At 70.7% G+C, this 25,499-nt stretch carries 32 protein-coding genes; 20 read left to right on the plus strand and 12 right to left on the minus strand.

Translation table 11 applies throughout. The features are described from left to right. The first annotated feature begins 75 nt into the window (after window positions 1-75). The 8 genes from ABZ342_RS19395 (at window position 76) to ABZ342_RS19430 (ending at window position 3,320) form a co-directional block, all read left to right on the plus strand. The gene (locus tag ABZ342_RS19395) at window positions 76-405 is read left to right on the plus strand and encodes a gas vesicle protein (RefSeq protein WP_155547546.1); all 330 of its coding nucleotides are present in this window, start codon (window positions 76-78) and stop codon (window positions 403-405) included. An 8-nt stretch (window positions 406-413) separates the two neighbouring features. Next, a complete protein-coding gene (locus tag ABZ342_RS19400; RefSeq protein WP_230862980.1) occupies window positions 414-731 on the plus strand; it encodes a gas vesicle protein in 318 nt (105 codons plus the stop codon). Further along, complete coding sequence (locus ABZ342_RS19405; protein WP_155547545.1) at window positions 728-1,459, plus strand: GvpL/GvpF family gas vesicle protein; 732 nt, start codon at window positions 728-730, stop codon at window positions 1,457-1,459. The genes ABZ342_RS19400 and ABZ342_RS19405 overlap by 4 nt, the downstream gene beginning before the upstream one ends. Then, window positions 1,452-1,631 (plus strand): gas vesicle protein GvpJ, encoded by a 180-nt coding sequence (gene gvpJ / locus ABZ342_RS19410; RefSeq protein WP_360474602.1) that lies wholly within the window; start codon window positions 1,452-1,454, stop codon window positions 1,629-1,631. The genes ABZ342_RS19405 and gvpJ (ABZ342_RS19410) overlap by 8 nt, the downstream gene beginning before the upstream one ends. Further along, window positions 1,628-1,843 (plus strand): gas vesicle protein GvpK, encoded by a 216-nt coding sequence (gene gvpK, locus ABZ342_RS19415; RefSeq protein ID WP_360474605.1) that lies wholly within the window; start codon window positions 1,628-1,630, stop codon window positions 1,841-1,843. Before gvpJ (ABZ342_RS19410) ends, gvpK begins: the two co-directional genes overlap by 4 nt. After that, window positions 1,844-2,161 carry a gas vesicle protein GvpJ gene (gvpJ, locus tag ABZ342_RS19420; RefSeq protein ID WP_360474608.1) on the plus strand — a complete coding sequence of 106 codons (318 nt, stop codon included), beginning with the start codon at window positions 1,844-1,846 and terminating at the stop codon, window positions 2,159-2,161. Next, a complete protein-coding gene (locus ABZ342_RS19425; RefSeq protein ID WP_360474611.1) occupies window positions 2,158-2,718 on the plus strand; it encodes a GvpL/GvpF family gas vesicle protein in 561 nt (186 codons plus the stop codon). Before gvpJ (ABZ342_RS19420) ends, ABZ342_RS19425 begins: the two co-directional genes overlap by 4 nt. Before the next feature lie 74 nt (window positions 2,719-2,792). Further along, entirely contained in the window at window positions 2,793-3,320 is a 528-nt protein-coding gene (locus tag ABZ342_RS19430) for an NHL repeat-containing protein (protein ID WP_360474614.1), read from the plus strand. On the opposite strand, the gene ABZ342_RS19435 is transcribed toward ABZ342_RS19430, so the two are convergent. The 4 genes from ABZ342_RS19435 to ABZ342_RS19450 are packed head-to-tail and all read right to left on the minus strand — an operon-like array spanning window position 3,317 to window position 5,650. Continuing rightward, window positions 3,317-4,036: a dienelactone hydrolase family protein gene (locus ABZ342_RS19435; protein ID WP_360474818.1), complete on the minus strand. Its 720-nt coding sequence runs from the start codon at window positions 4,034-4,036 to the stop codon at window positions 3,317-3,319. The genes ABZ342_RS19430 and ABZ342_RS19435 overlap by 4 nt on opposite strands. Window positions 4,037-4,091: 55 nt before the next feature. Beyond that, window positions 4,092-4,493, minus strand: a complete 402-nt coding sequence (locus tag ABZ342_RS19440) for a CoA-binding protein (RefSeq protein ID WP_155547539.1) — start codon at window positions 4,491-4,493, stop codon at window positions 4,092-4,094. A gap of 23 nt (window positions 4,494-4,516) precedes the next feature. Then, window positions 4,517-5,089, minus strand: coding sequence for a hypothetical protein (locus ABZ342_RS19445; RefSeq protein WP_360474617.1), 573 nt, complete (start codon window positions 5,087-5,089; stop codon window positions 4,517-4,519). A 57-nt stretch (window positions 5,090-5,146) separates the two neighbouring features. Further along, window positions 5,147-5,650, minus strand: a complete 504-nt coding sequence (locus tag ABZ342_RS19450) for a VOC family protein (protein ID WP_360474620.1) — start codon at window positions 5,648-5,650, stop codon at window positions 5,147-5,149. A 139-nt stretch (window positions 5,651-5,789) separates the two neighbouring features. On the opposite strand from ABZ342_RS19450, the gene ABZ342_RS19455 reads away from it, so the two are divergent. Together ABZ342_RS19455 and ABZ342_RS19460 are read left to right on the plus strand one after the other, a co-directional pair. Further along, window positions 5,790-6,590, plus strand: coding sequence for a 2-keto-4-pentenoate hydratase (locus ABZ342_RS19455; protein ID WP_360474623.1), 801 nt, complete (start codon window positions 5,790-5,792; stop codon window positions 6,588-6,590). After that, entirely contained in the window at window positions 6,587-7,342 is a 756-nt protein-coding gene (locus ABZ342_RS19460) for a fumarylacetoacetate hydrolase family protein (protein WP_360474626.1), read from the plus strand. The genes ABZ342_RS19455 and ABZ342_RS19460 overlap by 4 nt, the downstream gene beginning before the upstream one ends. A 56-nt stretch (window positions 7,343-7,398) precedes the next feature. Here the strand turns inward: ABZ342_RS19460 and ABZ342_RS19465 are convergent, their stop codons facing one another. The 4 genes from ABZ342_RS19465 to ABZ342_RS19480 all read right to left on the minus strand — a co-directional run bounded on the left by ABZ342_RS19465 (window position 7,399) and on the right by ABZ342_RS19480 (window position 12,351). Next, a complete protein-coding gene (locus ABZ342_RS19465) occupies window positions 7,399-8,283 on the minus strand; it encodes an alpha/beta hydrolase (RefSeq protein ID WP_360474629.1) in 885 nt (294 codons plus the stop codon). Then, a complete protein-coding gene (locus ABZ342_RS19470; RefSeq protein ID WP_360474632.1) occupies window positions 8,283-9,758 on the minus strand; it encodes a wax ester/triacylglycerol synthase family O-acyltransferase in 1,476 nt (491 codons plus the stop codon). Before ABZ342_RS19470 ends, ABZ342_RS19465 begins: the two co-directional genes overlap by 1 nt. A 93-nt stretch (window positions 9,759-9,851) precedes the next feature. After that, the gene (locus ABZ342_RS19475) at window positions 9,852-11,831 is read right to left on the minus strand and encodes an ABC transporter ATP-binding protein (RefSeq protein WP_360474635.1); all 1,980 of its coding nucleotides are present in this window, start codon (window positions 11,829-11,831) and stop codon (window positions 9,852-9,854) included. A 52-nt stretch (window positions 11,832-11,883) separates the two neighbouring features. After that, on the minus strand, window positions 11,884-12,351 hold the full coding sequence (locus ABZ342_RS19480) for a DUF1579 family protein (protein ID WP_360474638.1): 468 nt from the start codon (window positions 12,349-12,351) through the stop codon (window positions 11,884-11,886). A 49-nt stretch (window positions 12,352-12,400) separates the two neighbouring features. Between ABZ342_RS19480 and ABZ342_RS19485 the strand changes: the two genes are divergently transcribed. Then, entirely contained in the window at window positions 12,401-12,847 is a 447-nt protein-coding gene (locus ABZ342_RS19485; RefSeq protein ID WP_360474641.1) for a helix-turn-helix domain-containing protein, read from the plus strand. On the opposite strand, the gene ABZ342_RS19490 is transcribed toward ABZ342_RS19485, so the two are convergent. Next, entirely contained in the window at window positions 12,812-13,306 is a 495-nt protein-coding gene (locus tag ABZ342_RS19490; RefSeq protein ID WP_155540551.1) for a helix-turn-helix domain-containing protein, read from the minus strand. The genes ABZ342_RS19485 and ABZ342_RS19490 overlap by 36 nt on opposite strands. A gap of 89 nt (window positions 13,307-13,395) precedes the next feature. Between ABZ342_RS19490 and ABZ342_RS19495 the strand changes: the two genes are divergently transcribed. Both ABZ342_RS19495 and ABZ342_RS19500 read left to right on the plus strand, forming a co-directional pair. Then, window positions 13,396-13,983: a dihydrofolate reductase family protein gene (locus ABZ342_RS19495; protein ID WP_360474644.1), complete on the plus strand. Its 588-nt coding sequence runs from the start codon at window positions 13,396-13,398 to the stop codon at window positions 13,981-13,983. Between the two features lie 11 nt (window positions 13,984-13,994). Then, window positions 13,995-14,378, plus strand: coding sequence for a PPOX class F420-dependent oxidoreductase (locus tag ABZ342_RS19500; protein ID WP_155540553.1), 384 nt, complete (start codon window positions 13,995-13,997; stop codon window positions 14,376-14,378). Window positions 14,379-14,444: 66 nt separating this feature from the next. On the opposite strand, the gene ABZ342_RS19505 is transcribed toward ABZ342_RS19500, so the two are convergent. Next, entirely contained in the window at window positions 14,445-15,026 is a 582-nt protein-coding gene (locus ABZ342_RS19505; RefSeq protein ID WP_155540554.1) for a TetR/AcrR family transcriptional regulator, read from the minus strand. A 74-nt stretch (window positions 15,027-15,100) separates the two neighbouring features. Here ABZ342_RS19505 and ABZ342_RS19510 point away from each other — a divergent pair, with 74 nt between their 5' ends. The 7 genes from ABZ342_RS19510 to ABZ342_RS19540 all read left to right on the plus strand — a co-directional run bounded on the left by ABZ342_RS19510 (window position 15,101) and on the right by ABZ342_RS19540 (window position 24,588). After that, a complete protein-coding gene (locus ABZ342_RS19510) occupies window positions 15,101-17,527 on the plus strand; it encodes a glycoside hydrolase family 3 C-terminal domain-containing protein (RefSeq protein WP_360474649.1) in 2,427 nt (808 codons plus the stop codon). A 153-nt stretch (window positions 17,528-17,680) separates the two neighbouring features. After that, window positions 17,681-18,583, plus strand: coding sequence for a GNAT family N-acetyltransferase (locus ABZ342_RS19515; protein WP_360474652.1), 903 nt, complete (start codon window positions 17,681-17,683; stop codon window positions 18,581-18,583). A gap of 83 nt (window positions 18,584-18,666) precedes the next feature. Continuing rightward, on the plus strand, window positions 18,667-19,104 hold the full coding sequence (locus ABZ342_RS19520) for a hypothetical protein (RefSeq protein WP_360474655.1): 438 nt from the start codon (window positions 18,667-18,669) through the stop codon (window positions 19,102-19,104). Between the two features lie 32 nt (window positions 19,105-19,136). Continuing rightward, the gene (boxC, locus tag ABZ342_RS19525) at window positions 19,137-20,756 is read left to right on the plus strand and encodes a 2,3-epoxybenzoyl-CoA dihydrolase (RefSeq protein WP_360474658.1); all 1,620 of its coding nucleotides are present in this window, start codon (window positions 19,137-19,139) and stop codon (window positions 20,754-20,756) included. Between the two features lie 6 nt (window positions 20,757-20,762). After that, window positions 20,763-22,184: a benzoyl-CoA 2,3-epoxidase subunit BoxB gene (boxB, locus tag ABZ342_RS19530; protein WP_360474661.1), complete on the plus strand. Its 1,422-nt coding sequence runs from the start codon at window positions 20,763-20,765 to the stop codon at window positions 22,182-22,184. An 8-nt stretch (window positions 22,185-22,192) separates the two neighbouring features. After that, window positions 22,193-23,737, plus strand: a complete 1,545-nt coding sequence (locus ABZ342_RS19535; protein ID WP_360474664.1) for a benzoate-CoA ligase family protein — start codon at window positions 22,193-22,195, stop codon at window positions 23,735-23,737. Further along, complete coding sequence (locus tag ABZ342_RS19540; RefSeq protein WP_360474667.1) at window positions 23,734-24,588, plus strand: amidohydrolase family protein; 855 nt, start codon at window positions 23,734-23,736, stop codon at window positions 24,586-24,588. Before ABZ342_RS19535 ends, ABZ342_RS19540 begins: the two co-directional genes overlap by 4 nt. Here the strand turns inward: ABZ342_RS19540 and ABZ342_RS19545 are convergent. Beyond that, on the minus strand, window positions 24,580-24,960 hold the full coding sequence (locus tag ABZ342_RS19545) for a VOC family protein (RefSeq protein ID WP_360474670.1): 381 nt from the start codon (window positions 24,958-24,960) through the stop codon (window positions 24,580-24,582). The two genes, ABZ342_RS19540 and ABZ342_RS19545, sit on opposite strands and share 9 nt — an antisense overlap. 52 nt (window positions 24,961-25,012) lie before the next feature. Continuing rightward, entirely contained in the window at window positions 25,013-25,459 is a 447-nt protein-coding gene (locus tag ABZ342_RS19550) for a MarR family transcriptional regulator (RefSeq protein WP_360474673.1), read from the minus strand. Window positions 25,460-25,499: the final 40 nt, after the last annotated feature.

Genomic DNA, 25,499 nt, shown 5'->3' on the forward strand with positions numbered 1-25,499 from the left:
ATACCGTGTCCCAGCTCGTCTGCGGATGGTTGTGCCCGTTGCTACGGTGGGCACCCACCCGAGACCAGGAAAGCGATGACGCAATCGCCGAAGCCGTTCCTTGCCCAAAACAACAATGTCTCCGAAAGCTCTGAGAAATCCGTTTCCCGGCTTCGCGCCGCCGATGCCATCAGGGAAGCGACGGCCCAGTTCGGCGTGGTCACGGGGCTGGCCCCGCACGCCGTGACCGGGCTCCGGACCCGCGCCGAAGGGGGCTGGTCCGTGCTGGTCGACGTCGTCGAGCTGGCCCGGATCCCGGACTCCACCAGCGTGATGGCCACCTACCGGGTGGACCTCGACGCCGACGGCGAGCTCACCGCGTGCGAACGGCTCCGGCGGTTCACGCGGGGTGCCACCGATTCCTGAAAGGAAGAGTGACACGATTGGCCGCTTCGTCCGATTCATTGGCGGACATTCTGGAACGCGTGCTCGACAAGGGTGTCGTGATAGCCGGTGACATCGGCGTCAGCGTCGTCGACGTCGAATTGCTGACGCTGCGGATCCGGCTCTTCATCGCCTCGGCCCAGACCGCCCGGGAAATGGGCATGGACTGGTGGACGAACGACCCGTTCTTCTCGCCGAACGCCGTGCGCGAAGAGCTGGCGGACAGTGCCGGTCAAAAGCTGGACTTGGCGGCGCGCGTCGCCGCACTGGAGGCCCGGGTTCCGGGCGGAAGGGACGCACAGCGGTGAGCACCCGCGAATGGCTCTGCGCGTACGCGATCACCCGCAACCGGGACGGGCTGGACCTCGGCCCGGCGCCCCGGCTCGTCGGCTACCGCGACCTGGGCGTCGTCGTCTCGGAAGTGACGCCGGCGCGCTTCGACCGCCTGGACACGCTCGACCCGGTCGACGGCGCGCTCGCCGAGCTGGCCCGCGAACACGACGCCGTCGTCCGCGCGGTCTTCCGCCACGAACCCGTGCTGCCGCTGCGGTTCGGCACGGTGCTCGACGGCGAAGCTTCCGTGCGGCGGCTCCTGGAGGTCGCCTACGACCAGGCCCGCGACTGCCTCGACGAGGTCGAGGGCCACCGCGAGTGGGGGGTGCGCGTGCGGCACGTCGAGCCGGCCGCGACCACCCGCCCGGACCCCGCGGGGCTGTCGGGCACGCAGTACCTCGTGCGCCGCCGGGAGCGGCTGAAGGCGATCCAGCAGGCCCGCGAAGACGTCGTGGGCGTGGCCGGACGGCTCGAGGAGGCCCTGCGGCGGCACGCCGCCGACAGCATGGGGCGAGCCCGGCCACACGGCGTGCTGGTCAACACCGCCTACCTCGTCGCCGAGGGCCGGGAGGCCGCGTTCCACGCCGAGTTCGAGTGGTTCGCCCGCGAGCTGCGGGAGGCCGGGGCGACGGTGGAGACCACCGGCCCGTGGCCGCCGTACTCGTTCACCGACGTGGAGCTGGGCGTGCTGGCCGATGGCTGAAGCCGAAGTCGTGGCCATCGGCACCGGTTCGGCCGCCGAGGCCGTCGCCGACCTGCTCGACCGCGTGGTGCACCGCGGCGCCGTCGTGACCGGCGACGTGATCATCTCGCTCGCCGGCATCGACCTGGTGCGGCTCGATCTCCGGCTGCTGCTGCTCGGGCTCGAAGAATGAGCGAACCCCTCCGCATCCCCGCCGACACCGGGCGCGGGCTCGGCCACCTCGTCGTCACCGTGCTCGACATCCTCCGCGAGGTGCTGGAACGGCAGGCACTGCGCCGCATGGACTCGCTCACCCCCGCCCAGGTCGAAGACCTCGGCCAGGCCCTCATCGCGCTGGAACTGCGGTTCGCCGAGATCCGCGCGGCCCTCGACGAAAGGACCTAAGTGACCAGACCGGGACAGACCGGCGGCGGCCTCGCCGACACGCTCGACATCCTGCTCGACAAGGGACTCGTCATCGACGCTTCGGTGCGGGTGTCGGTGATCGGGATCGAGCTGCTGGCGATCGAGGCGCGGATCGTGATCGCCAGTGTCGACACCTACATCCGGTACCTCGAAGCGATGCAGCGGCTGCAGAACACGACCGTGCCCGGGCAGATCTCGCAGGGGCTCGGGCAGACGACCGGGCTGATCCCGCCCCCGCCGCCGACGCCCGCGGTGGCGGTGCCGGTGGAACCGGTGATGCCGGTCGAACAGCCGTGACCCTGCAGCTCTACGGCGTCGTGCGCGCCGGGCACCCGCGGGCGCCGCGGACGGTGTGCTGGGACGACCTGGCGATGGTCGTCGGCGAGCCCGAGCCCGATCCGGCGGTGCACCTGGCGGTGGTCTCCGCGCTCGTCGAGGGCGGGCCGGTGCTGCCGGTCCGGTTCGGCACCGTCGCCGACGACGAGGCGGCCGTCCGGGACGAGGTGCTCGCGCCCGCGGCCGAGGAGTACCGCGCCGACCTCGACCGCCTCGACGGCCTGGCCGAGGTGCACGTCTGCCTGCGGTTCACCGAGCCCGGCTCGGCCTGGCGTTCGGCGCGTTCCGACGTGCTGCTGAGCGAGGTCGCCGGACGCGCCCGCGATTCGGTGGCGCTGCCGGCGGGCGAGTCGGCGGACGAGCGGTGGGCGTTCCTGGTCGGGATGGGCGACCTGCTCGTCGTGCGGGACGCGGTCAGCGGGCTGGCCCGCGGTGGCGGCGTCCAGGCGGACTGGGTCGGGCCGCTGCCCGCGTACAGCTTCCTGGAGCGGCGGACGTGCACGCGGTGGAGCTGGTGAGCGACGGCGGAACAGTCGCTGAACACTCTTTTCGGTACTGGCCGCCGTGGCTCGCGGTCGGCGATCCTGGCGTCGTGGCCACCAGTGAAGTCGCGGCGCTTCCCCGCGCTTTCGGCGGGCCCGGCTCGGGGCCGGGCCAGTTCCGCGCGCCGTCCGCGATCGCCGTCGACGTCCGCGGCCGCGTGTGGGTGGCGGACACCGGCAACGACCGCGTGCAGGCGTTCACCCACGACGGCGCGCTCGTGCGCGTGCTGGCCGGACGGCTCAAGGCGCCGGAAGGGGTCGCGGTCGACGCCGCGGGCAACGTCTACGTCGCCGACACCGGCAACCGCCGCGTGGTGCAGTTTTCGTGGTGGGGCGGGTTCGTGCGCGAGTTCGGCGGCCTGGACCGGCCGCGCGGGCTGGCGCTGGACCACGCCGGCCGGTTGCTGGTCGACGACACCGGGCGCGTGGCCCGCTTCGACACGCGCACGGGAGCGGCGCTGTCCGACACGACCGAGCCGATCGGCTCACCGCGCGGCATGGCCGATGACGGCGTCGGCGGGGTCTGGGTGGCCGAGACCGGGAACCACCGCATCGTCCACTTCGGAGCGTCGGCCTAGGTGGATTCGGCCAGCAGCGCCAGCAGGCGATCCCAGTGCAGCCGCAGAGCGGCGGGGTCGAAGGCGTCGGTGTCGGACATCGTGAAGCCGTGGACGGTGCCGGGGTAGATCTCGGACGTGTGGTCGATACCCGCGGCGTCCAGGGTCCGGTTGAGCTCGCCGAGCGCCTCGGGCGTCAGGTCGGTTTCGGCGTGGCCGAAGTGGACCCGGGCGGTGAGCCGGTGCAGGTCGGGTCCGGCGGCCCGCACCGGGGCGTGGAACGCGGCGAGGGCCGCCACCTGGCCGGGGTGGGCCGCGGCGGTGCGTGTCGCGAGGAGGCCGCCGATGCAGTAGCCGGTCACCGCGACCGGTCCCGCGCCGACCTCGGGCCGGGTGCGGAGGAACCGGAGGAAGGCGTCGGCGTCACGCAGGACGCGTTCGGTGGTGTGCGCCTCGATCATGGGCATCAGCTCGGCGAAGATCGCCGGCCGGGCCTCTTCGCCGATGTGCTCGGGAAGGTCGAGCACCGGCGCCGGGCCGGTGCGGTAGAAGAAGTTGGGGACGAGCACGTAGTAGCCGTGGCCGGCCAGTTCGCGGGCCATGTCCCGCAGCACGGGACGGATGCCGAAGCCGTCCGGGTACATCAGCACCCCCGGGTGCCGTCCGTGGCCGGGGAAGACGGCGAAGGCGTCGGCCACGCCGTCGAGGGTGGGGATCCGCAGTGGCGTCGTGAACAGGTTCGTCTCGGTGGTCATCGCCTCGGAGCATAGGGCGCCGGGCGGGCGGCACCGCCTAGTTTTTCGAGATCGCGTTCGTCGCGCGGACCACGGCGGTGCAGCGGTTCTCGACGTACTCGAGCCCGCCCTCTTCGGCGATGCGGCGCGCCTCGGCGGAGACGATGCCCTGCTGCAGCCACAGCGCCTTCGCGCCGATCTCGACGGCGTCGCGGGCGATGCCGGGTGCCTCGGGAGACGGCCGGAACACATCGACCAGGTCGACCGGCTCCGGGATGTCCTTCAGCGACCGGTAGACCTTCTCGCCGAGCAGCTCGGTCGCGGTCGGGTGCACCGGGATGATCCGGAATCCGTGCGCCTGCAGGACCGCCGGCACGCCGTGCGCGGCCTTGGCCGGGTCGCGGCTCAAGCCGACGACGGCGATCGTCTTCGCGCCTTCGAGGATTTCCTCTGCTTTCATACCGGGGGAACGCGCGGCGGGCGTCAAAGCTTCCAGAGCCGCAGGCCGCGGACGCGGTAGACGGGCCAGATCACATGCCACGGCTTCCGGCGGGCGAAGGTCGCGGCACACGTCAGGATGTTGCGGGCGGACGTCACCGCGACCTCGTGCTGGTCCGGCCAGACCGCACCCTTGGCGCCGACGGCGATGCGGAACACCGTCAGCAGCCCGCGGCCCTGGAGGTCGTACTTCGCGCCGGTGTCACCGGAGTCCGGGGCCAGCTCGGCGATCTCGGCGCCGAACGCGCGGGCGGCCTGCGGCGCGACCTCGGCGGGCACGACACCGACACTGCGCGTGATCGCCTTGCCGTGGAGGCGCCGCGCGTACCGGAACAGCAGCGCGCGTTCCCACCACGGGAGCAGGCGGTGGTGCGCCAGCAGCGTGGCGCACTCGCCGTGCCCGATCGCGAAGATGCTCGTCAGCTCGTCGTAGGCGCCGTTCGTCATCGGCTCGTTGAGGTGCAGCCGGACCTCGAACCGCGTGCGCGCGGTGAGCTCGTCGAGCAGCTCGCGGCGATCGAGGCGCGCCTTCGCGCGAGAGAGCGTCCAATCGGACATGGGACCTCCAGGCGTCGCGCACAGGCTAAACGGCGCGCGCCGCCCGGAACAGGAGTTTCAGCCGATCTTCTCGCCGTACATCTCGCCCAAAGGGTCGGAGATCAGCTCGACGCGGGCACCGTCCGGATCGGACAGGTAGATGGAGGTCTCGCTCTCCAGCAGGTACTTCACGCCGGCTTCGTCGAGCTTGTCCTTGATCACGCTCCACCGTTCGGGCGTGACGGACAGGGCCAGGTGGTGCAGTCCACCGAGGACTTCCGCGTACGGGCCGAGGTCCAGACCGGGCAGGTCGAAGAAGGCGACGGCGTTGCCGTTGCCGACGTCGAAGAAGAAGTGGCTCGAGCCGGGGTAGTCGCGGTTCTCGATCAGCTCGGTGAGCGGGAAGCCCAGGATGTCCTGGTAGAACCCGATGGTCCGCTCGACGTCGCTGGAGATCAGCGCGGTGTGGTGGATGCCGCGCCCGTTCGTCGCCGGGCGTTCGGCGGCGGGGTGCAGGTGGCGCTCGCGCAGCTCGTCGCGGATCTCGGCGAGCTTGGTGACCTCGGCCTGGGTCGGTGCCATGTCCCTCACGTCCCTTCCTGGTGGTGTCGTTCACGCTACGCTCCATTTATCTCGCGCGCAAGAGGTTGCCTGGCGAGAGTTCCGTTCAGTGGAACGTCGAGGCTTGTGTGCGGGGTGCGCTCACGGCAGAGTCCCCGGAGTGGACGACAGCTTGGTGCAGGAGGCCGCCGCCGTACTGGCGCGGGCCTACGCGACGCGCGAACCGATCGAGCCGCTGATCAAGACCTACCCGGAAGCGGGGGTCGAAGACGCGTACCGGATCCAGCAGGAGCAGGTGCGGCACTGGGTCGACGGCGGCGACGCCGTCCGCGGGCACAAGGTCGGGCTCGCGTCCGCCGCGATGCAGCGGCAGATGGGCGTCGACCAGCCCGACTACGGGCACCTGACCGGCAGCATGTTCCACCTGGAGCACCAGGCGATCCCGATGTCGGCGTTCCTGCAGCCGCGGATCGAGCCGGAGATCGCGTTCGTGCTCGGCTCGGCGCTGCGCGGCCCCGGCGTCACGGTCGCCGACGCGGTGCGCGCGGTCGACTTCGTCCTGCCGTCGCTGGAGATCGTCGACTCGCGGATCCAGGACTGGAAGATCTCGCTGTTCGACACGATCGCGGACAACGCGTCGTCCGGTGGTGTCGTGCTGGGCAGCAGCCCGACGGCGCTGGGTTCCGTGGACCTGCGGCTGGCCGGCTGCGTCCTCTACCAGAACGGTGCGGTGGCGGCGACGGGCGCGGGCGGCGCGGTGCTCGGCTCGCCGCTGAACTCGCTGGTGTGGCTGGCGAACACGGTCGGCCCGCTGGGCGTCACCCTGGAGCCGGGGCACGTCGTGCTGCCGGGGTCGATGACCCGGGCGATCCCGGTGTCGCCGGGCGACACGGTCGTCGCGACCATGGCCGGCCTGGGCAGTGTCACCGCGGTCTTCGCTCCCGCTACGGAGGAATCGTGAACGTGCGCGAGGCGGCCGCTGCGCTGCTGGGAACGGTTTCGGAGCGTTCGCCGCTCTCGGAGGAGTGGCCCGGGTTGGACGTCGACACGGCGTACGCGATCCAGGACGAGGCTCTGCGGCTGCGACGGGCCCGCGGCGAGACGCTCGTCGGGCTGAAGCTGGGCCTGACGTCGCGGGCGAAGCAGCAGCGGATGGGTATCGATTCGCCGTTGCTGGCCTGGCTGACGGACGCGATGGTCCTGCCGGCGGGCGTTCCCGTGCCTTCGCTGATCCACCCTCGCGCCGAGCCGGAGCTGGTCTTCGTGCTGGGGCGCCGGCTGGCGGGTCCCGGCGTCACCGCGGCGACGGCGCTGGCCGCGGTCGACCGCGTGTACGCCGGCATCGAGGTCATCGACAGCCGGTACGCCGACTACCGCTTCACGCTCCCGGACGCGGTCGCGGACAACGGCTCGTCGGCGTACTTCAGCGTGGGCCCGGTCGGCCTGCCGCCCGCTTCGCTGGACTTGTCCCTGGAAGCGACGCTGTTGGAGGTCGACGGCCAGATCGTCGACACGGCGACCGGCGCGGCGGTCCAGGGCCATCCGGCGGAGGCCCTGGCCTTGGCCGCGAACGCCCTGGGCGCGCGCGGCCTGGCTTTGGAGCCGGGCTGGCTGGTCCTGACCGGCGGCATGACGGACGCGGTCCCGGTCCGCCCCGGCTCCCGCATCGCGGCCCACTTCTCCCACCTGGGCTCGATCACGCTCTCGTCGTAAGCCGTGTCGTCCTCCCAATCACGCGTGATGCCCCTTCAATCACGCGTGATGCCCGCTCAATCACGCGTGTGCGCCACTTCCGCACGGTCGGCGATGCGCGTGATGCCCTTGACCACCCGCGGCCAGACCGCACGGGGCAGGTCGTGGCCCATGCCGGGGACGACGTCGAGGTCCGCGCCCGGGATCGCGCGGGCCGTCGCGCGGCCGCCCGAGACGTGGACCAGCGGGTCGCGGGCGCCGTGGACCACCAGGGCCGGCACCCGCACCTTGCGCAGCCGGGGCCCGCGGTCGCGTTCGGCCATGATCGCCGCGAGCTGACGGACTGTCCCGCCCGGGTGGACGCCGCGGTCGAACGTGCGCTCGGCGCGGTCCCGCATGCGCGCTTCGTCGAACGGGTAGCCCGGCGAGCCGATCAGCCGGAACGTCCGCACGAGCAGCTCGACGTAGTCCGCGCGGTTGCGCGGCGGCGCGCTGAGCAGCATCGACATGGCCTTCGGGCTCGGCCGGCCGACCAGCCGGCCGCCGGTGCTGGACATGATCGACGTCAGCGACAGCACCCGCTCGGGGTGCCGGATCGCCAGGGTCTGCGCGATCATCCCGCCCATCGACGCGCCCACGACGTGCGCGGCGGGAATGCCCAGGACGTCCAGCAGACCGGAGGCGTCGGCGGCCATGTCCGCGAGCGAGTACGGCGCGCGGTGCAGCAGGTACGCCTCCGCGAGGTTGGCCCGGCCGCGCATCCGGCTCGACCGCCCGGCGTCCCGGTTGTCGAACCGGATGACGTGAAACCCCTGCGCGGCAAGGGTTTCGCAGAACTCTTCGTCCCACCAGATCATCGGCGCGCCGAGTCCCATGACGAGCAGCAGTGGCCGGCCGCCCGCGTCGCCGAACGTCTCGTGGCACAGCTCGACGCCGTTGACCGCCGCGACCTGCTCCGCCATCAAGCCTCCCGGGTGTGCTCGGCGGCCAGCTTGGTGAGCTCGGCCAGCGCGTCGTGCAGGTGGTCGATCAGGTCCCAGACGTCCGGGATCAGCTCGCGGCAGGCGACGAGCCCGAAGTCCAGCTTGCCGTCGTAGGACATCACGGTGATGTTCAGCCCGCCACTCGCGTCGGTGATCGCGGACACCGGGTAGTTCGCGAGCAGCCGCGCGCCGGCCAGGTACAGCGGGCTCTGCGACCCGGGCACGTTCGACACGACGAGGTTCACGACCGGCGCGGTGGCCCCGAGGAACTTCATCGTGGCCCGGGCGGCGAGCCCGCCGAGCGCGGCCGGGAGCATCCCGCTGAAGTCGACCAGCCACGACGCCGGCAGCGGCTGGTACCGCTGCTTCGCGGCGACCATCGCCGTGGTGACCTCGGCCAGCCGCGCGGCGGGGTCGGCGAGGTGCGTCGGCAACGGCGCGAGCATGACCGACACCTGGTTGCCGGCGTCCTTGGCCTGCTCGGGCGTGCGTACGGACAGCGGAACGAGCGTGACGAGCGGCTGGTCGGGCAGGGCGTCGTGGTCGACGAGCCACCGGCGCATCACGCTCGCGCACAACGCCATCACGACGTCGTTCACCGTGACGCCGAAGGTGTTCTTGACGTGCTTGACCTCGTCGAGGGGCAGCGAGCCGTACGCGAAGCGGCGGTGCGGGCTGATCGGGCCGTTGAACGGAGTGTCGGGCGCGACGAGCCGCGGCCGGTCGGCTTCGTGGCGCCCGGAGCCCTGGCGGGTGACGCGGTTGAGCACGCTGCCGGCCTTCGCGAGCAGTCCGACGCCGGGGTAGCGGCCGAGGCCGGGGACCTCGTCGAGGTGCTGGAGCAGTTTCGGCACCTGCAGCGCGGCTTTGACGGGGTGCAGCGCGAGGCGTTTCACGCCGTTGAAAGCGAGTTCCGCGCCGCTGGGCACGGGTTCCATTTGCGGCGTCTTGGGCGGTTTTCGCGTGGGTGGCTCGGCGGTGGTGTCCATGAGGACGCCGATGAGCTCGGCCCCGGAGACGCCGTCGATGGCGCTGTGGTGGACCTTCGTGTAGACGGCTTTGGTCCCGCCGCGCAGGCCGTGGATCAGGTAGGCCTCCCAGAGCGGCCGCCGCCGGTCGAGCGGCCGCGCGGTGAGGCGGGAGATCTGCTCCGCGAGCTGCCGTTCGTCGCCCGGCGCGGGGAGAGCGATCTCGCGGACGTGGTACTCGAGGTCGAACTCGGGATCGTCGATCCAGTAGGGGTGGTCGAGCCCGAGCGGTACGGGCAGCAGCCGCCAGCGGAGCGGTTTGGCGAGGTGCAACCGCGAACCGATGTGCTCGCGGAGGTCGTCGAGGGTGAGGGTCTGGTTCGGAGCGGTCGCGGGATCGAGGATCGAGATGCCGCCGACGTGCCCCGTGGTGGTGGTCGACTCGGCGTTGAGGAACTGCACGTCCAGGGCGGTGAGCTGGCGCATCGTGTCTCCTCGGGCTCGGCAAGCCAGTCTGCCCCCGAGGTCGGCGGGGGTAAATCCGCTGGCCGGGTGCGAAGGTGCCGCCCGCTCGGACGGTCAGCGGGCCTTCACGTCGTCCGCCCCCGGCGTGCTCGTGCCGCGGGGTGCCGGGACCTCCGTGCCGTTGCGGTACGCGCGCGCCTGGATTTCGTACAGCTCGTGGTAGACCCCGCCCGTGCTGATCAGTTCCTCGTGGGTGCCCTGCTCGATCAGTCTTCCCTTCTCCAGTACCAGGATGCGGTCCGCCGAGCGGATGTTGGCCAGGCGGTGCGTCACCAGGATCGTCGTGCGGCGGCCGTCGTGGGAGGCACTTGCGTGCTGGAGGCCCGCGAATACCCGGGCCTCCGCGCGGGCGTCCAGGGCCGCCGTGGGTTCGTCGGCCACCAGGATCGAGGCGTCGCGGTAGATGCCGCGGGCGATGCCCATGCGCTGCCACTGGCCGCCGGACAGGTCGTGGCCTTCGTCGAACTTCTTCGACAGCACCGTGTTCTCCTTGGCGGGCAACGACTCGATCACCTCGTCCGCGCCCGAGTAGTCCACCGCTTCGCGCCACGCCCGGCCGTCCGGGTCGGTGCGGCCGAGGCGGCCCACCGTGATGTTGTTCGCCGCCGTCATCGGCCACTCCGCCGGCTCCTGCGCGATCACCGCGATGTTCGCGTGCACCGATGCCGGGTCGGCGTGCGCCAGGTCGACGTCGTCCCAGCGCACCACGCCTTCGTCCGGCGGGTAGAGCCCGGTCAGCAGCTTGCCCAGCGTGGTCTTGCCCGAGCCGTTCTCGCCGACGAGCGCGACCACCTCGCCGCGCCGGATCGTCAGCGAGATGTCCCGCAGTGCCGGGCTCTTCCGGCCCGGGTAGGTGAACGTGACGTTCTCCAGCCGGATCTCGCCCGGGTCGGCCGGCGCGGAAACCGCCGTCGGCGGCGGCTGCCGCTTCACCGACTCCACCAGCAGCTGGTTGTAGAACCCGATGTAGAACGAGTCCTCGTACAGCGAGTTGACCGCGCGCATGGTGTTGGACAGCGCCGTCGACGCCGTGCGCATCGCCAGCACCGCCGTGCCGGCCAGCGCCAGCTCCATCCCGCCGGAGTAGAGCAGCCAGCCGAGCACCAGGTACGCGACGGCGGTGCCGAACCCGGCCGCCGCCCGGCCGGTGGTGCGCACCAGGTTGCTCCGGTGCGCCAGCCGGACCTCCTCCCGCGCCAGGCTGCGCGAGATGCGCCGGTACTCGCCGAGCAACGGTTCCTGCAGCGTCAGCGCGTGGCGTTCGAGGGCCATCGAACGCCAGGTGGCGACCTCTTCGACGACCGACTTGCGGATGTTGCGCCCGACCGTGTCGATGAAGTGCCGGTAGTTCAGCTTCGCGATGCGCGCGGCGGCGAAGCCGTCGGCCGCCGCGGCGAGCAGCAGCACCGGCGCCAGCCACGGGTTGAGCAGGCCCGCGGTGAGCATCGCCGCCGCGAGCGAGATCGCCGACGACGTCAGGTCGGCCACCCGGCGCAGGCTCGTCTCGATCGACCGGACGCCGAACCGCGCGCCCTGCCTGGCCAGCTCCCGGAAGTCCGCGTCCTCGAACGCGATCAGCCCGACGCGCACGACCGCCGCCGTCACCGCGTCGTCCGCCGCCGCGGTGACACGGGGCCGCAGCGCCCCTTCGACGGCCGCGACCGCCGCATCGAGCATCGCGCGCGCCGCGTACGAACCCATGACGACCGCGATCGCCGGCAGCGACTGCAGCACGCGCTCCGGCGTCGGGCCCTGTTCGAGCAGCGCGGTGAAGACGTTCGCGGTGGCCAGCAGCCCGAACGCCGTGACGCAACCCGAGACGACGTGCACGAGGCCGGCCAGCAACGTCAGCTTCGGCGACGTCCGCCAGGCCAGCCGCAGCACGACGGCGATCGCGGCCGGCAACGCGCGCACGGCCTGGCCGAACCCGGCGTCGGCCACGCGTTCGTCGACGCGCGCCCATTCGGGCATCTTGATGTTCTCGACCCCGATCAGCGGGGGCGAGTCCTGAGGCGGTTCGGCGGTTCTGCGCACTCTTACATCTCTACTCCGGGGGTCCGACAATTCCGGACGCCCGAACGGGGCCCTACCCGGTTTTCCGCGTGTACCGCGCGCGCAGGAATGGGCTGAATTCGCGGTCTTCGCCCAGCTTGACGTCGATTTCGTGCGTCAGGGTGGCGCCGTCGGGGGTCAGCCGGTGCCGGGCCACCCCGCGGGCCGTCTTCTTGTCGAGCACGAGCGTGGTGCCGGTCCAGTCGCCGCGGGCGGGTGACTCGGGCGGGAAGCCGTAGCTGTCGAAGCCGTACCAGAGCGTTTCGCCGGACTGCGGGTCGACGGTGAACACGTTGTGCCCCAGGAACTCCGAGCCGTCTTCGCGGTGCTGGCGATAGTGCTGGACCAGCGCGAAGCCGTTGAGGGCCAAGCGGTATTCGCACTCGGCGCGCGCGGTCGAAGCCGGTGCCCACGGCGAGGCGGCGAGGTCTTCGGTGCCGGTCCAGTCGCCCGCGAACGCCTTCAGGGCGTCGTGCGCGGGGTCGAGGGTGGGCATGTCCATGGTCGTCTCCATTTCGACAGGTACCTGTCGATGTGCGAGACTAGCACGCATGCGGTCGCATCGAGCCGAGACTTTCACCCGGGTGGTCGACGCGGTCTTCGCGTGCAACGGCGGTTTCCTCGCGGCGGGTGACGCGCTGACGGAGCCGGTCGGGCTGACGGCGGCCCAGTGGCAGGTCCTCGGCTTCCTCGAGGACGGCCCGGCGACCGCGGCCGAGGTCGCGCGCCGCCGCGGGCTGCGCCGGCAGAGCGTGCAGGAGACGGTGAACCGCCTGCTGCGCAACGGAATGCTCGACCGCCTGCCGAACCCGGCCGACGCGCGGGCGCCGTTGTTGTCGGTGACGCGACGGGCGAAGGAAGCGCTGCGCGAGCTGGGGTCGGCGCAGGTCGGCTGGGCGGAGGACGTGGCGGGATCCGTGTCCCAGGAGGACCTGGAGACGACGCTGCGGACGTTGCGGCGGCTACGGGAGGTCGTGGCCCAGCCGCGGCTGCTCTGACGGCTGGTTCGCCGCGCCGGGGCCGGGGAGCACGTCGATGTCGCGCGCGTGCATCGACTCGCCGCAGTGGGTGCAGCGGAGGTCGACGGTGGTGATCTCGCCGCACGCGTGGTGGCGGTAGAGCACCGGCGGGCCGGCCTCGCCCGCGAGCCACTTGTCGCCCCAGCGGGTCATGGCCATGAGCATGTCGACGAGCTCGGTGCCCATTTCGGTCAGGACGTACTCGTAGCGCGGCCGCCGGTCGTACGGCCGCCGCTCGACGATCCCCTGGTCGGCGAGGTGGTTCAGGCGTTCGGTGAGCACTTTGCGCGAGATGCCGAGGTCGGCCTGGATCTGCTCGAACCGGCTGATGCCGACCCAGACGTCCCGCAGGATCAGGGGTGACCAGGGTTCGCCGATGACGTCGAGCGTGCGCGCGATCGAGCACGCGGCCAGTTCGCTGAAGTTCGTGCGCTGCATGAAGCCACTTTAGCATTCGGGGTTCCCTCAGGGAACTCTGACTGCTACGGTTTGAAGTCTCCTCAAGGAACTCCGAAAGGATCGCGGCGATGAGCAAGGTCTTGAGCGCCCACGCGGTGTCGGTCGACGGGTACATCACCGGCCGCGACGCCGGCCCCGGGCACGGCCTGGGCGACGGCGGCACGCTTTTCGACTGGTACACCGACGGCGACACGCAGAGCCGGGTGTTCGACTTCTTCAAGCTCAGCGCGCCGAGTGCCCGCGTCTTCGACAGCCTCGCCGGCCGCATCGGCGCGGTCGTCGCGGGCCGCAACACCTACGAGGACTCGGACCGCTTCGGCGGCGGCAGCCCGCACCCGGGCGCCCCGCTCTTCCTTGTCAGCAACCGGCCGGCGCCCGAGCTGACCGAGCGGCAGACTCTGTTCGGTGACGTCAAGGAAGCCATCGAGGCCGCTCGCGAGGCAGCCGGCGGGAAGGACGTCGGCCTCATGGGCGGCGGCGTCCTGACCTCGGCGCTCGCCGCGGGGCTCGTCGACGAGGTCGTCCTCCACCAGGTGCCCGTGCTGCTCGGCGGCGGCCGGTCGTTCTTCCAGGAGCTTCCCTCCCACGTCCGGCTCCGGCTGATCGAAGCCGTCGCCGCGCCCGGTGTCACCCACCTCCACTACGCGATCGCCTGAAGGAGACCGTCATGATCAACGCCGACGTCCGCCGCATCCTCGAAACCGCCGTCGTGGGTCACCTCGCCACGCTGCTGCCCGACGGCGCCCCGCACTCGATCCCGATCTGGGTGGATCCGGAAGGGGACCACATCGCGATCATGACCGGCCCGGACTCCCGCAAGGCCCGCAACCTGCGGCGCGACCCGCGAGTGGCGCTCTCCCTGACGCCGGTGGACAACCCGTTCGAGCCGGTGATCATCCGCGGACGAGTCGAGAAGTGGATCGACGGGGACGCGGGCTGGGCGATCATCGACCGGATCGCGACCAAGTACATCGGGCAGCCGTACCCGCGCGAGCAGGCGCGGGAGGTGGCGCTGATCGCGGTGGAGCGCCAGAGCGTGGGCATGGGCTGAGGGGCGGCCGGGGGACGCACTCGCGCGCTGCGGCGCGGGGAAGTCCGAGCCGGTCGTGGGACCGCGTCAGTCCGGCTTGATGCCCAGCAGTGTCAGGAACGTGCGGAACCCGGCCGGCATGTCGACCTCCGCCGGGTCGAGCAGCCACTGCAGCTGCAAGCCGTCCAGGACCGCGATCGCGATCGGCGCCAGCTGTTCCGGCGTCGCTCCCGGCGGGAGCTCGTCGCGGTGGCGTTCGAGCATCTGGGTCATGCCCGCCCGCACCCGCTCGTAGCGGTCGTGGAAGTACTCGCGCGCCGGGTGGTCCTCCGTGACGCTGTCCGCCGCCAGCACCGTGTACGTCTGGACGATCCCCGGCCGGGTCGCGTTGTAGTCGACCAGCTCGGCCAGCTGGTTGACCGTCATCGACGACTCGTCGCCCTGCGGGGCGTGGCCGAAGTGCAGCAGATCCCACTCGTCTCGGGTCTCCAGCACCGCCGCCAGCAGATCCTCCTTCGTGGGGAAGTAATGCATCAGCCCCTGTTGGGTCAGCCCCACGCGGTCGGCCACTGCCGCCAGCGAAGTGCCGCGATAGCCGCGTTCCGCGATCACTTCGAACGCCGCTCGGACGATGCTCGCTCGGCGGTCGGCGCCCCTGGCCCGGGTCATGATCCCGAGCCTACGGGACAAGCTGTCACGGAACCATAACGTTCACTACCCGGCGCCAGGTAGAGTACGGGCCCATGAGCTTCGACGTCGACGCGCTGCTGGCCGAGCTCGACCTGGACGCCAAGGCGAGGCTGCTCGCCGGCCAGGACGTCTGGAGCCTGCCCGGGCTCCCGCGGATCGGGCTCCGGTCCGTGGTGCTCTCGGACGGCCCGGTCGGCGTCCGCGGCGTCCGGTGGAGCCCGGACGACCCGTCGGTGACGCTCCCCAGCCCGACGGCCCTCGCCGCGAGCTGGGACCCGCGCCTGGCGGTGCGCGCCGGCCGCCTGCTCGCGCAGGAGGCCCGCCGCAAGGGCGTGCACGTCCTCCTGGCCCCGACGGTCAACCTCCAGCGCTCGCCCCTGGGCGGCCGCCACTTCGAGTGCTACTCGGAAGATCCCCTCCTCACCGGGATGATCGGTGCCGGTTACGTCACCGGCGTTCAGGACGGCGGGGTCGCCGTCACGGTCAAGCACTTCGTGGCCAACGACTTCGAGACCGAACGCTTCACCGCCGACGTCCACGTCAGCGAGCGCGCATTGCGCGAGCTCTACCTCGCGCCGTTCGAACTCATCGTCCGGCGGGCCAGGCCGTGGGGGATCATGGCCGCCTACAACAGTGTCAACGGCACCACGATGACCCAGCACGACGAACTGCTCAACGGCGTGCTGCGCGACGAATGGGGCTTCGACGGCTTCATCGTCTCCGACTGGCTGGCCGCGCGCGACACCGTCGCCTCCGCCAACGGCGGCCTCGACGTCGCGATGCCCGGCCCCCGCACGGTTTTCGGGGAACAGCTCGCGGAAGCCGTGCGCGGCGGCGAGGTCGACGAAGACGTCGTCGACGAGATGGTGCGCCGCGTGCTCCTGCTGGCCCACCGGACCGGCGCGCTCGGCAGCGGCCCCACCCCATGGCAATCCACTGTGGACGGTGAGGTGATCGCGCGTGAGATCGCGCACCGGTCGTTCGTGCTGCTCAGCAACGAAACCGGCGTGCTCCCCCTGCGTGCCCCGCAGAGCATCGCCCTGATCGGCGCGCTGGCCGCGGACCCCAAGATCCTCGGCGGCGGCAGCGCCACCGTGTTCCCCGAACACATCGTCTCCCCTCTGGACGGCCTTCGGAAGGCCGTTCCCCCGAGCACCGACCTGGCGTTCGCCATCGGTGCCGATCCGCGAACGACGCTACCGCCGGCCACCGACAATTTCCGGCTCCGCGCGACGGCCAAGGCGGCGGACGGCACCCGATTGGCTGAATTTCCGCTCAGGGAAGCCAAAATAAACTGGATCGGTGAGCTGCCGAGAGGGCTCGACCTGGCCACGCTCGCGTCGGTCGAGATCGAAGGCACCTACCTGCCGGAGCGAAGCGGCACGCACACCTTCGCCGTCACCGGCCCCGGCGACCTCCGCCTCACCGTCGCGGGCCAGACCCTCTTCGACGGCGTCAACCTGCCCGAAGGCGGCGACGTCTTCACGTCGATCATGCAGGTGATCGAGCAGCGCAGGGAGGTCGAGCTGACGGCGGGCGAGCTCGTCGACGTCAGCCTGACGTACTGGATCCCGTCGGAGATGGCGGAGTTCGCCCGCGGCACCTTCGCCTGGGTCACCTTCGCGCTCGGCCACCGCGGCCCGGTCCTCGACCCGGACGCCGCCCTCGACGAAGCCGTTGCCCTGGCGGGGAAGTCGGACGTCGCGGTCGTCGTGGTCGGCACCACCGCCGAGGTCGAGAGCGAGGGCTTCGACCGGACTTCCCTGGCGCTGCCGGGAAGACAGGACGAACTCGTGCGGCGGGTCGCGGCGGCCAACCCGAACACGGTGGTCGTCGTCAACGCCGGCTCCCCGGTGGAGCTGCCGTGGCGCGATGACGTCGCCGCGGTGCTGCTCACCTGGTTCCCCGGCCAGGCGGGCGGCGACGCGCTCGCCGACGTCCTCCTCGGTCGCGAAGAACCCGGCGGCCGCTTGCCGACGACGTGGCCCGCGAAGCTCGAAGACGCCCCGGTCACCGACGTGACGCCGGAAGAAGGCGTTCTCGAGTACGGCGAAGGCGTGTACATCGGCTACAGCGCCTACGCGAAGACAGAGACGCAACCCGCGTACTGGTTCGGCCACGGCCTGGGCTACACGACCTGGGTCTACGAAGAACTCGACGTCTATCCGGACGACGAAGGCGGCGCACGCGTCCGGGTTCGCGTCCGCAACTCGGGGACGCGCAAGGGTCGCGAAGTCGTCCAGCTCTACCTGGCCCCGACCGAGCGCGGTGACCGGCCGCCTCGCTGGCTCGTGGGGTTCGCGAGCGTCGAAGCGGGGCCCGGCGAATCGGTCGAGTCCGACATCGTCGTGCCGCCGAGGTCCGCCGAAGTCTGGCGAGACGGCTGGCGGCACATCGCCGGCGAGTACGTCCTAGAGGCTTCGCACTCCTACACGCAGCCGCGGCTGAGCACGCGGGTCGTCCTCCAGAAAATACGTTGACGTGCCGCCGGGCGCGCCCTAACTTCAGCGGCGCACCCCAGAACGAGCGAAAGGGAGGTGGGTCCGATGATCACGCAACCGATCACGCGCTCCCACCTCGCCTCGAGGGTGCCGGGTTTCTGACCGGGAGCGCGTACTCCCGGAAGGACTTCCATGACCGATCTGGTCGTGCGCCCGCTCGAAGCGGGCGAAGAATCACTGTTCACCTCCCTGCCCGACCGCGGCCTCGTCGGCCGCAAGCTGCTCGGCAACGACTTCGCCGAGATGGCGGCCAAGGGCGAATACCGGCCCGAATGGGTCTGGGTCGCGCTGCGCGATGACGTCGTCGTGGCGCGGGCCGCGTGGTGGGGCACGCCCAAGGACGCGGAACCGATCGCGCTCGACTGGTTCGACTTCACCGACTTCGACGCGGGCGTCGAGCTGCTGAAGCGGGTCCCGCTGCGCGCGGAGTACTCCCTGACCACGCCGCCCGGCTGGCAGGACGACCCGGACGTGGCGCACGAGGTCACCATCCGCGTGGAGGCGGCCGAGAAGGCGGGCTACCGCAAGCTCGTCGAGCGCTACCGGTTCTGCTGGACGCCGGAAAACGGCCTGCCGGCGCGGACCGGCCGGCTCGTCTTCCGGCCCGAGCCGGACGACGACGTGATCCTCGACGTCTTCAAGCGGGTGCACGCCGGCAGCCTCGACGCGCACGTGCGGAAGACGGTCGAGGAGCACGGGCTCGACGCGGCCGCCCGCGAGGACCTCGACATCATGCTGTGGATGCCGGCGCCGCGGGACTGGTGGCGGTTGGCCTACACGCCCGAGGGCGAGCTGGCCGGGTTCGTCCTGCCGAGCCGCAACGCCTACGACCCGGTGGTCGGCTACGTCGCCGTCGTGCCGGAGCAGCGTGGCCACGGTTACGCGTACGACCTGGTGGTCGAGGCCACGCACGACCTCGTCGGGTACGGCGCGGAGCAGATCGTCGCGGGCACCGACGTCGGCAACGTCCCGATGGCCAAGGCCTTCGCCAAGGCGGGCTACCCGGTGACCCAGCACCGCATCGACCTCGTGTGATCCCCGGCGGCGGCCGCGTCTTGCCCGGCGCGGCCGCCGCGCGGTACCGTCGCTAGAGCGATCTATCAAATCGGGGGTTCACGATGGACGTTCTGCAGGAAAAGGGGCTGGCACCGCTCCGCGTGATCCTCTGCTTTTCGCTGGTCAGCACGACAATCCATTACGCGCACAACGCCATCCGCGTCGCGGACTACCCGCAGCTGCCGGGCGTCTCGGCGACGGTCGCGGGCATCGTCGTCGCCTTCGGCTGGGTGCTGTTCACGACGTTCGGCTGGCTCGGCTACCGCGCGTACGTCCGGAAGAAGTACCCGCGGGCGCTGGCCTTCCTGTTGGTCTATTCGCTGGCCGGGATGATCACGCTCGGCCACTTCCTGACCGGCGTACCGCAGATCCCGGGGTTCTTCTTCGCGACGATCTTCACGGATGCCGCAGCGGGGCTCGCACTCTGGGTGTTTCTCACCTGGTCCTGGGCGACACTCGACCGGGTGACCTCGCGAGATCAAGTTTCTACACAACATTGACGTTCGTCGGAACTGTGTAGACACTCGGACGGGTGACCACCACCACACCGGTGACCTTCGAACGCCGTCCGGACGAGTACCGCCACTGGCGCCTCCAGCTCGACGGGGAGGTGGCGTGGCTGGAAATGGACGTCGACGAGCAGGGCGGGCTCGTCCCGGGCTACGAGCTCAAGCTCAACTCCTACGACCTCGGGGTCGACATCGAGCTGTACGACGCCACCCAGCGGCTGCGGTTCGAGCACCCCGAGGTCCGCGTGGTGGTGGTGACCAGCGCGAAGGACAAGGTCTTCTGCGCGGGCGCGAACATCCGGATGCTCGCCGCGTCCGAGCACCACTGGAAGGTGAACTTCTGCAAGTTCACCAACGAGACCCGCAACGGCATGGAGGACGCCACCGCGCACTCCGGCCAGACGTACGTGGCCGCGGTGAACGGCGCCTGCGCCGGCGGCGGCTACGAGATCGCGCTGGCCTGCGAAAAGATCCTGCTGATCGACGACAACTCGTCGACCGTCGCGTTGCCGGAGGTGCCGCTGCTCGGCGTGCTGCCCGGCACCGGCGGCCTGACCCGGGTCGTCGACAAGCGGCGCGTGCGCAAGGACCTCGCCGACGTCTTCGCGACGCGCTCCGACGGCGTCAAGGGCAAGACCGCGGTCGACTGGCGGCTGGTCGACGAACTGGTGCCGCGTCAGGGGTTCCGCGAGGCCGTGGCGGCGCGGGCCCGGGAGATCGCGCGGGAGTCCGACCGGACCGGTGAGGGCGGGATCGAGCTGACGCCGCTCGAACATCGCTATGTCGACACGGAAGTGGCCAAGGACCAGGTCACCATCACCGTCAAGGGGCCCGAAAACGACCCCGGTGACCTGCACGAAGAAGGCGCGAACGGCTGGTTCCTCGCGATGACCCGCGAGATGGACGACGCCATCCTGCGGCTGCGCACCAACGAGGTCGAAGCCGGCACGTGGATCCTGAAGACCCAGGGCGACCCGGAGAAGGTGCTCGCGCACGAACGGGCCGTGTTCGGCGCGAAGGACTGGCTGGGCAACGAGATCACGCAGTACTTCAAGCGCACGCTCAAGCGCCTCGACGTCACCAGCCGCACGCTGATCGCGCTGATCGAGCCCGGCAGCTGCTTCGCCGGGTCGCTGCTCGAACTCGCGCTCGCCGCCGACCGCCAGTACCTCCTCGACGGCCCGCCGATCGACGACGAAGACAGCGACGCACGCGCGACCATCAGGCTCAGCGAGGCCAACTTCGGCCCGTTCCCGATGGGCAACGGCCTGACCCGCCTGCAGACGCGCTTCTACGGCGACGACGACCACCTCGCCTGGCTCGCGCGCGAAAAGGACCACGAGCTGAGCGCGGCCGAAGCCGTCGAGCTCGGCCTGGTCACCGACGCCCCGGACGACCTCGACTGGGAGGACGAGATCCGCATCGCGCTGGAGGGCCGGGCGTCGCTCTCCCCGGACGCGCTCACCGGCATGGAGGCCAACCACCGGTTCGTCGGTCCCGAGACCGTCGAGACCAAGATCTTCGGCCGGTTGGCGGCTTGGCAGAACTGGATTTTCACCCGGCCGAACGCATCCGGGCCCGAAGGCGCGCTGCGCCGATACGGTACGGGGCAGAAGGCCGTCTTCGACAGGAAGCGGGTCTGAGCGCAGATGCCCGAGAAGATCGACTACGACGCCAAGATCCCCAACAACGTCAACCTCTCCGAGGACCGGCGGCTGCAGCGCGCGCTGGAGGGCTGGCAGCCGAAGTTCATGCACTGGTGGGGCGAGATGGGCCCGACGCTGGAGACCCAGGGCGTCTACCTGCGCACCGCCGTCAGCGTCGGCCGGGAGGGGTGGGCGCACTTCGACCACGTCAACGTGCCGGACTACCGGTGGGGCATCTTCCTCGCCGAGCGCGACCCCGACCGGCGGATCGCCTTCGGCGAGCACAAGGGCGAAGAGGTCTGGCAGCAGGTGCCCGGCGAATACCGCGCCGACCTGCAGCGGCTGATCGTCATCCAGGGCGACACCGAGCCGGCGTCGGTCGAGCAGCAGAAGCTCCTCGGGCTCACCGCGCCGAGCCTCTACGACCTGCGGAACCTGTTCCAGGTCAACGTCGAAGAGGGCAGGCACCTGTGGGCGATGGTGTACCTGCTGCACGCCTACTTCGGCCGCGAAGGCCGTGACGAGGCCGAAGGGTTGCTGCTGCGCAACTCCGGCAGCCCCGACGCGCCCCGCATCCTCGGCGCGTTCAACGAGGAGACCGCCGACTGGCTGGCCTTCTACATGTTCACCTACTTCACCGACCGCGACGGGAAGTACCAGCTCGGCACGCTCAAGGAGTCCTCCTTCGACCCGCTCTCGCGCACCTGCGAGTTCATGCTGAAGGAGGAGGCGCACCACATGATGGTCGGCACCACCGGCGTCGACCGCGTGGTGACCCGCAGCGCCGAGCTGATCCGCGAGCACGACACGCTCGACATCGCCGCGCACGGCGGCATCCCGCTGGACATCATCCAGAAGTACATCAACTTCCACTACACCGTCTCGCTCGACCTGTTCGGCAGCGAGACCTCGACGAACGCGGCGAACTACTACACCGCCGGGCTCAAGGGCCGCTGGCAGGAGGGCCGCCGCAAGGACGACCACAAGCTCACCGGCGACGCCCGCACGCTGGAGAAACCGGCCGGCGACGGCACCTGGACGTCGGAGGAGATGCAGGCGATCCTGCTGCTGAACCTCGACCTGCGCAGCGAGTACGTGGCCGACTGCCAGACCGGCGTGAAGCGCTGGAACAAGATCCTCTCCGACGCCGGGATCGACTTCACGTTCCGCTTGCCGCACCCTGGCTTCAACCGGGAAGTCGGCATAAACTCCGGCCACCACGTCACTCCCGACGGCACCATCGTCGACGAGCCGACCTGGCAGGCGGGCAAGAGCAAGTGGCTGCCCACCACCGAGGACCTCACGTTCGTCCGCTCGCTGATGCACCCGGTGTACGAGCGGGGGAAGATCGCGAGCTGGGTGGCGCCGCCGCGGCAGGGCATCAACGGGAAGCCCTTCGACTACGAGTACGTCTACCTCACGTAGGAGGCCTGGTGGCGACAGGGTTCAATGCCGCGGAGTACCTGCTCTCGGCCGGGCGACCGGACGCGACCGCGGTCGTGTCGCCCCGCCGCACGCTCACCTACGCCGAGCTGGCGGCCGAGTCGCGGCGGGTCGCGGGCGGGCTCGTCGAGCTCGGTGTGCGGCCCGAAGAGCGCGTCATGTTCTGCATAGTGGACGACGTCGAGCTGCTCACCGGGATCCTCGGCGCGATGCTGGCCGGCGCGGTCGCCGTGCCGGTGTCGACCATGGTCACCGGGCTCGAGCTGGGCAAGATGCTGGCCGACTCGCGGGCGCGCCTGCTGTGCGTGTCCGGCGAGTTCGCCGAGCAGGCGGTGACCGCGCTGGGGTTCGCGCCGGAGGTCACCGACGTCGTGCTCGACCGGTCGGACGCGGCGGCGTTCGGCGTCCGGACGCACGAATGGTCGTCGCTGACCGGCGCGTTCCGAAGTGGACAGACGTGGGAGGACTCGCCCGCGTTGTGGCTGTACACGTCCGGGACGACGGGACAGCCGAAGGGCGCGATGCACCGGCACGCGAGCATCCGCGCGGTGTGCGAGACGTACGCGCGCGGCGTGCTGGCGACGACGTCGGCGGACCGGTTCCTGTCCGTCCCGAAGCTCTTCTTCGCCTACGGACTGGGGAACTCGTGCTTCTTCCCGCTGGGGGCGGGCGGGACGACGCTGCTCGAGCCCTCGCGTCCGACGCCGGCGTTGTTCGCCAGACGAGCGCGTGAAGAGAAGCCTTCGCTGTTCTTCGCCGTCCCGACGTTCTACGCGGCCCTGCTCGCGAGCGACGTGCCGGACGACTCGTTTTCCTCGGTGCGGCACGCGGTTTCGGCCGGTGAGCCATTGCCCGCGTCGTTGTTCGAACGGTTCCGGGCCCGCTTCGGGCTGGAGATCCTCGACGGCATCGGGTCCACCGAGGCGTTGCACATCTTCCTGTCGAACCAGCCCGGCGCGGTGCGGCCGGGCACCACCGGCGTCGCGGTGCCGGGCTACTCCGTGCAGATCCGCGACGAGGCGGGCGCGGTGATCGACGCCGTCGGCAAGCCCGGCGAGCTGTTCGTGGCCGGGCCGTCGACGGCGACCGGCTACTGGGCCCGGTACGACGCGACGAAGCTCGTGTTCCAGGGCGAATGGCTGCGGACCGGCGACAGCTACGTCCGCAACGAGGACGGCACGTACTCCTGCCTGGGCCGGTTCGGGGACATGCTGAAGGCGGGCGGGATCTGGGTGTCACCGTCCGAAGTGGAGGAACGGCTGCGGCAGCACCCGGCGGTGGCGGAGGTGGCGGTGGTCGCCGCGCCGGACGCCGACGGGCTCGACAAGCCGGTCGCGTGCGTGGTGGCCGCGCCCGGGTTCGCCGTGGACCCGGCCGAGCTGATCGAGTTCTGCCGCGAAGGTCTCGCGGCGTTCAAGCGCCCGCGAGGAGTGGTCGAACTGGCGGAACTGCCGAAGACGGCGACGGGCAAGATCCGCCGGAACGTGATCCGCGAGCAGGTCCGGGACGTCCTGCGGGTGGTGCCCAGCCAGTGATCGACGGTTACTTCGTGGTCGACGCGCACGTCCACACGCCGCGCCTGCCGACGCTCAAGCCCGCCTGGACGCAGTGGGCGCACGACTTCGCGGGTTCGTACCCGTGGCGTTCGGTCTACTCCTCTTCGGGGGAGGTGATCCCGTCGGCGATGGACGAGCTGATGGAGTCCGAGGGCGTCGACCGGGTGCTGCTGTTCTGCGAATACAGCCCGCGGGCGACCGGGATCCAGCCGATCGAAGACAACTTGCCTTTGGTGGAGCACAACCCTTCGCGCTTCCGGCTGGTGGCGAACGTCAACCCGTACCTGCACCACCCGCCGGCGTCGGAGGTCGCCCGGCAGCTGGACCTGGGCGCGGTGGCGCTGAAGATCCACCCGGTGCACGGCGCGTTTTCCCCGGCGGACAAGGAGCTGTACCCGGTCTACCAGCTGTGTGCCGAGCGCGGGGTGCCGGTGATCCTCCACTCGGGAACGTCGAGCTTCCCGGGGTCTCGCACGAGTTTCGGGAACCCCGAGCTGATGTCCGATGTGGTCGAAGACTTCCCGTCTCTGCAGTTCGTCTTCGCCCACGGCGGCCGCGGGTGGTGGTACGACGTGGCGGCTTTCCTGGCCTTGGCCCGGGACAACGTCTGGCTGGACCTGGCCGGGTTGCCGCCGAAGAAGCTGCCGGAGTACTACCAGCGGTTCGACCTCGCCCGGCTGGCGGGGAAGTTCGTGTTCGGGACGGATTGGCCGGGAGTGCCTTCGGTGGCGAAGAACGTGCGGGCGTTGACCGGGCTGGGCTGGCCCGAGGACGTCTTGAACGGCGTTCTCGGCGGCAATGCGATCAAATTGATGCCGGGCCTAGCCTAGAACCTCGTGCAGGCAGAGCACGTTGCCTTCGGAGTCCGAGAACCACGCCGCCCGCTCGTTGCCCAGCTGTGCGATGTGGTCGACGGTCTTCAGGTCTTCCAGCTCGAAGTCCTGGAACCGGATCCCGCGGTTCTCCAGCGCTTTGACCTCGGCCGGGAGGTCCGAGACTTCGAAGCTCAACGCCGTGCTCTCGCTCTGCGCGCCCGCCGGCATGGTGCGGAGCCCGATGGCTCCCGCGCCCGCCGCGAAGTACAGCGTTCCGTCTTCGCCCTTCCCCGTCTGCTTCAGGCCCAGGGAGTCCGCGTAGAAGTGGCCGGCGCGTTCGCTGTCGGTCACCGGGAGCATCGTCGTGATGGTCGATTCGGTCAGCATGGACCCATCGTGCGCGCTGACGAAACCGCTGACCAGCGAAGCTTTTTCAACCTCAGGCGTTGAACGCGCGCAGTGTCCGCATGGCTTCCGCGAGTGCCGGCGCGTCGTCACCCAGCGGGGTCAGCACGATGCGGCGCAGGATCTCCGCCGCCGCCGTCCGGGCTTTGTTCGCCATGTCCAGCCCGTGGTCGGTCAGTGCCGCGAACGTGACGCGGCGGTCGTCCGGGCTCGGGACGCGGCAGATCAGGTCCGCCGCCACCAGGCGGTCGGCCACCTTCGTGAAGCCGCCGCTGGACAGCGCCGCCTCCGTGGCCAGCTTGGTCATCGGCATCCGGTGGTCGGGCGAGCGGACCAGCCGCAGCAGGATGTCGAACGACGCGGGCGCGAGCCCGAGCCGGTCGGCGATCTCGCCCATCAGCTTCTCCTGGGTGGCCAGGTAGCCCTCGATGACCAGGCCCCACCACGTGACGATCTCGTCGTCGTCGGTCTTCGGATCCACCGGCTCAGCCTACCGGAAAGTCTGTACGGAATATATCTTG

Origin of the sequence: Amycolatopsis sp. NPDC005961 (assembly GCF_040629235.1) — a bacterium.
In the GTDB taxonomy this organism is placed as follows: Bacteria; Actinomycetota; Actinomycetes; order Mycobacteriales; family Pseudonocardiaceae; genus Amycolatopsis; species Amycolatopsis camponoti.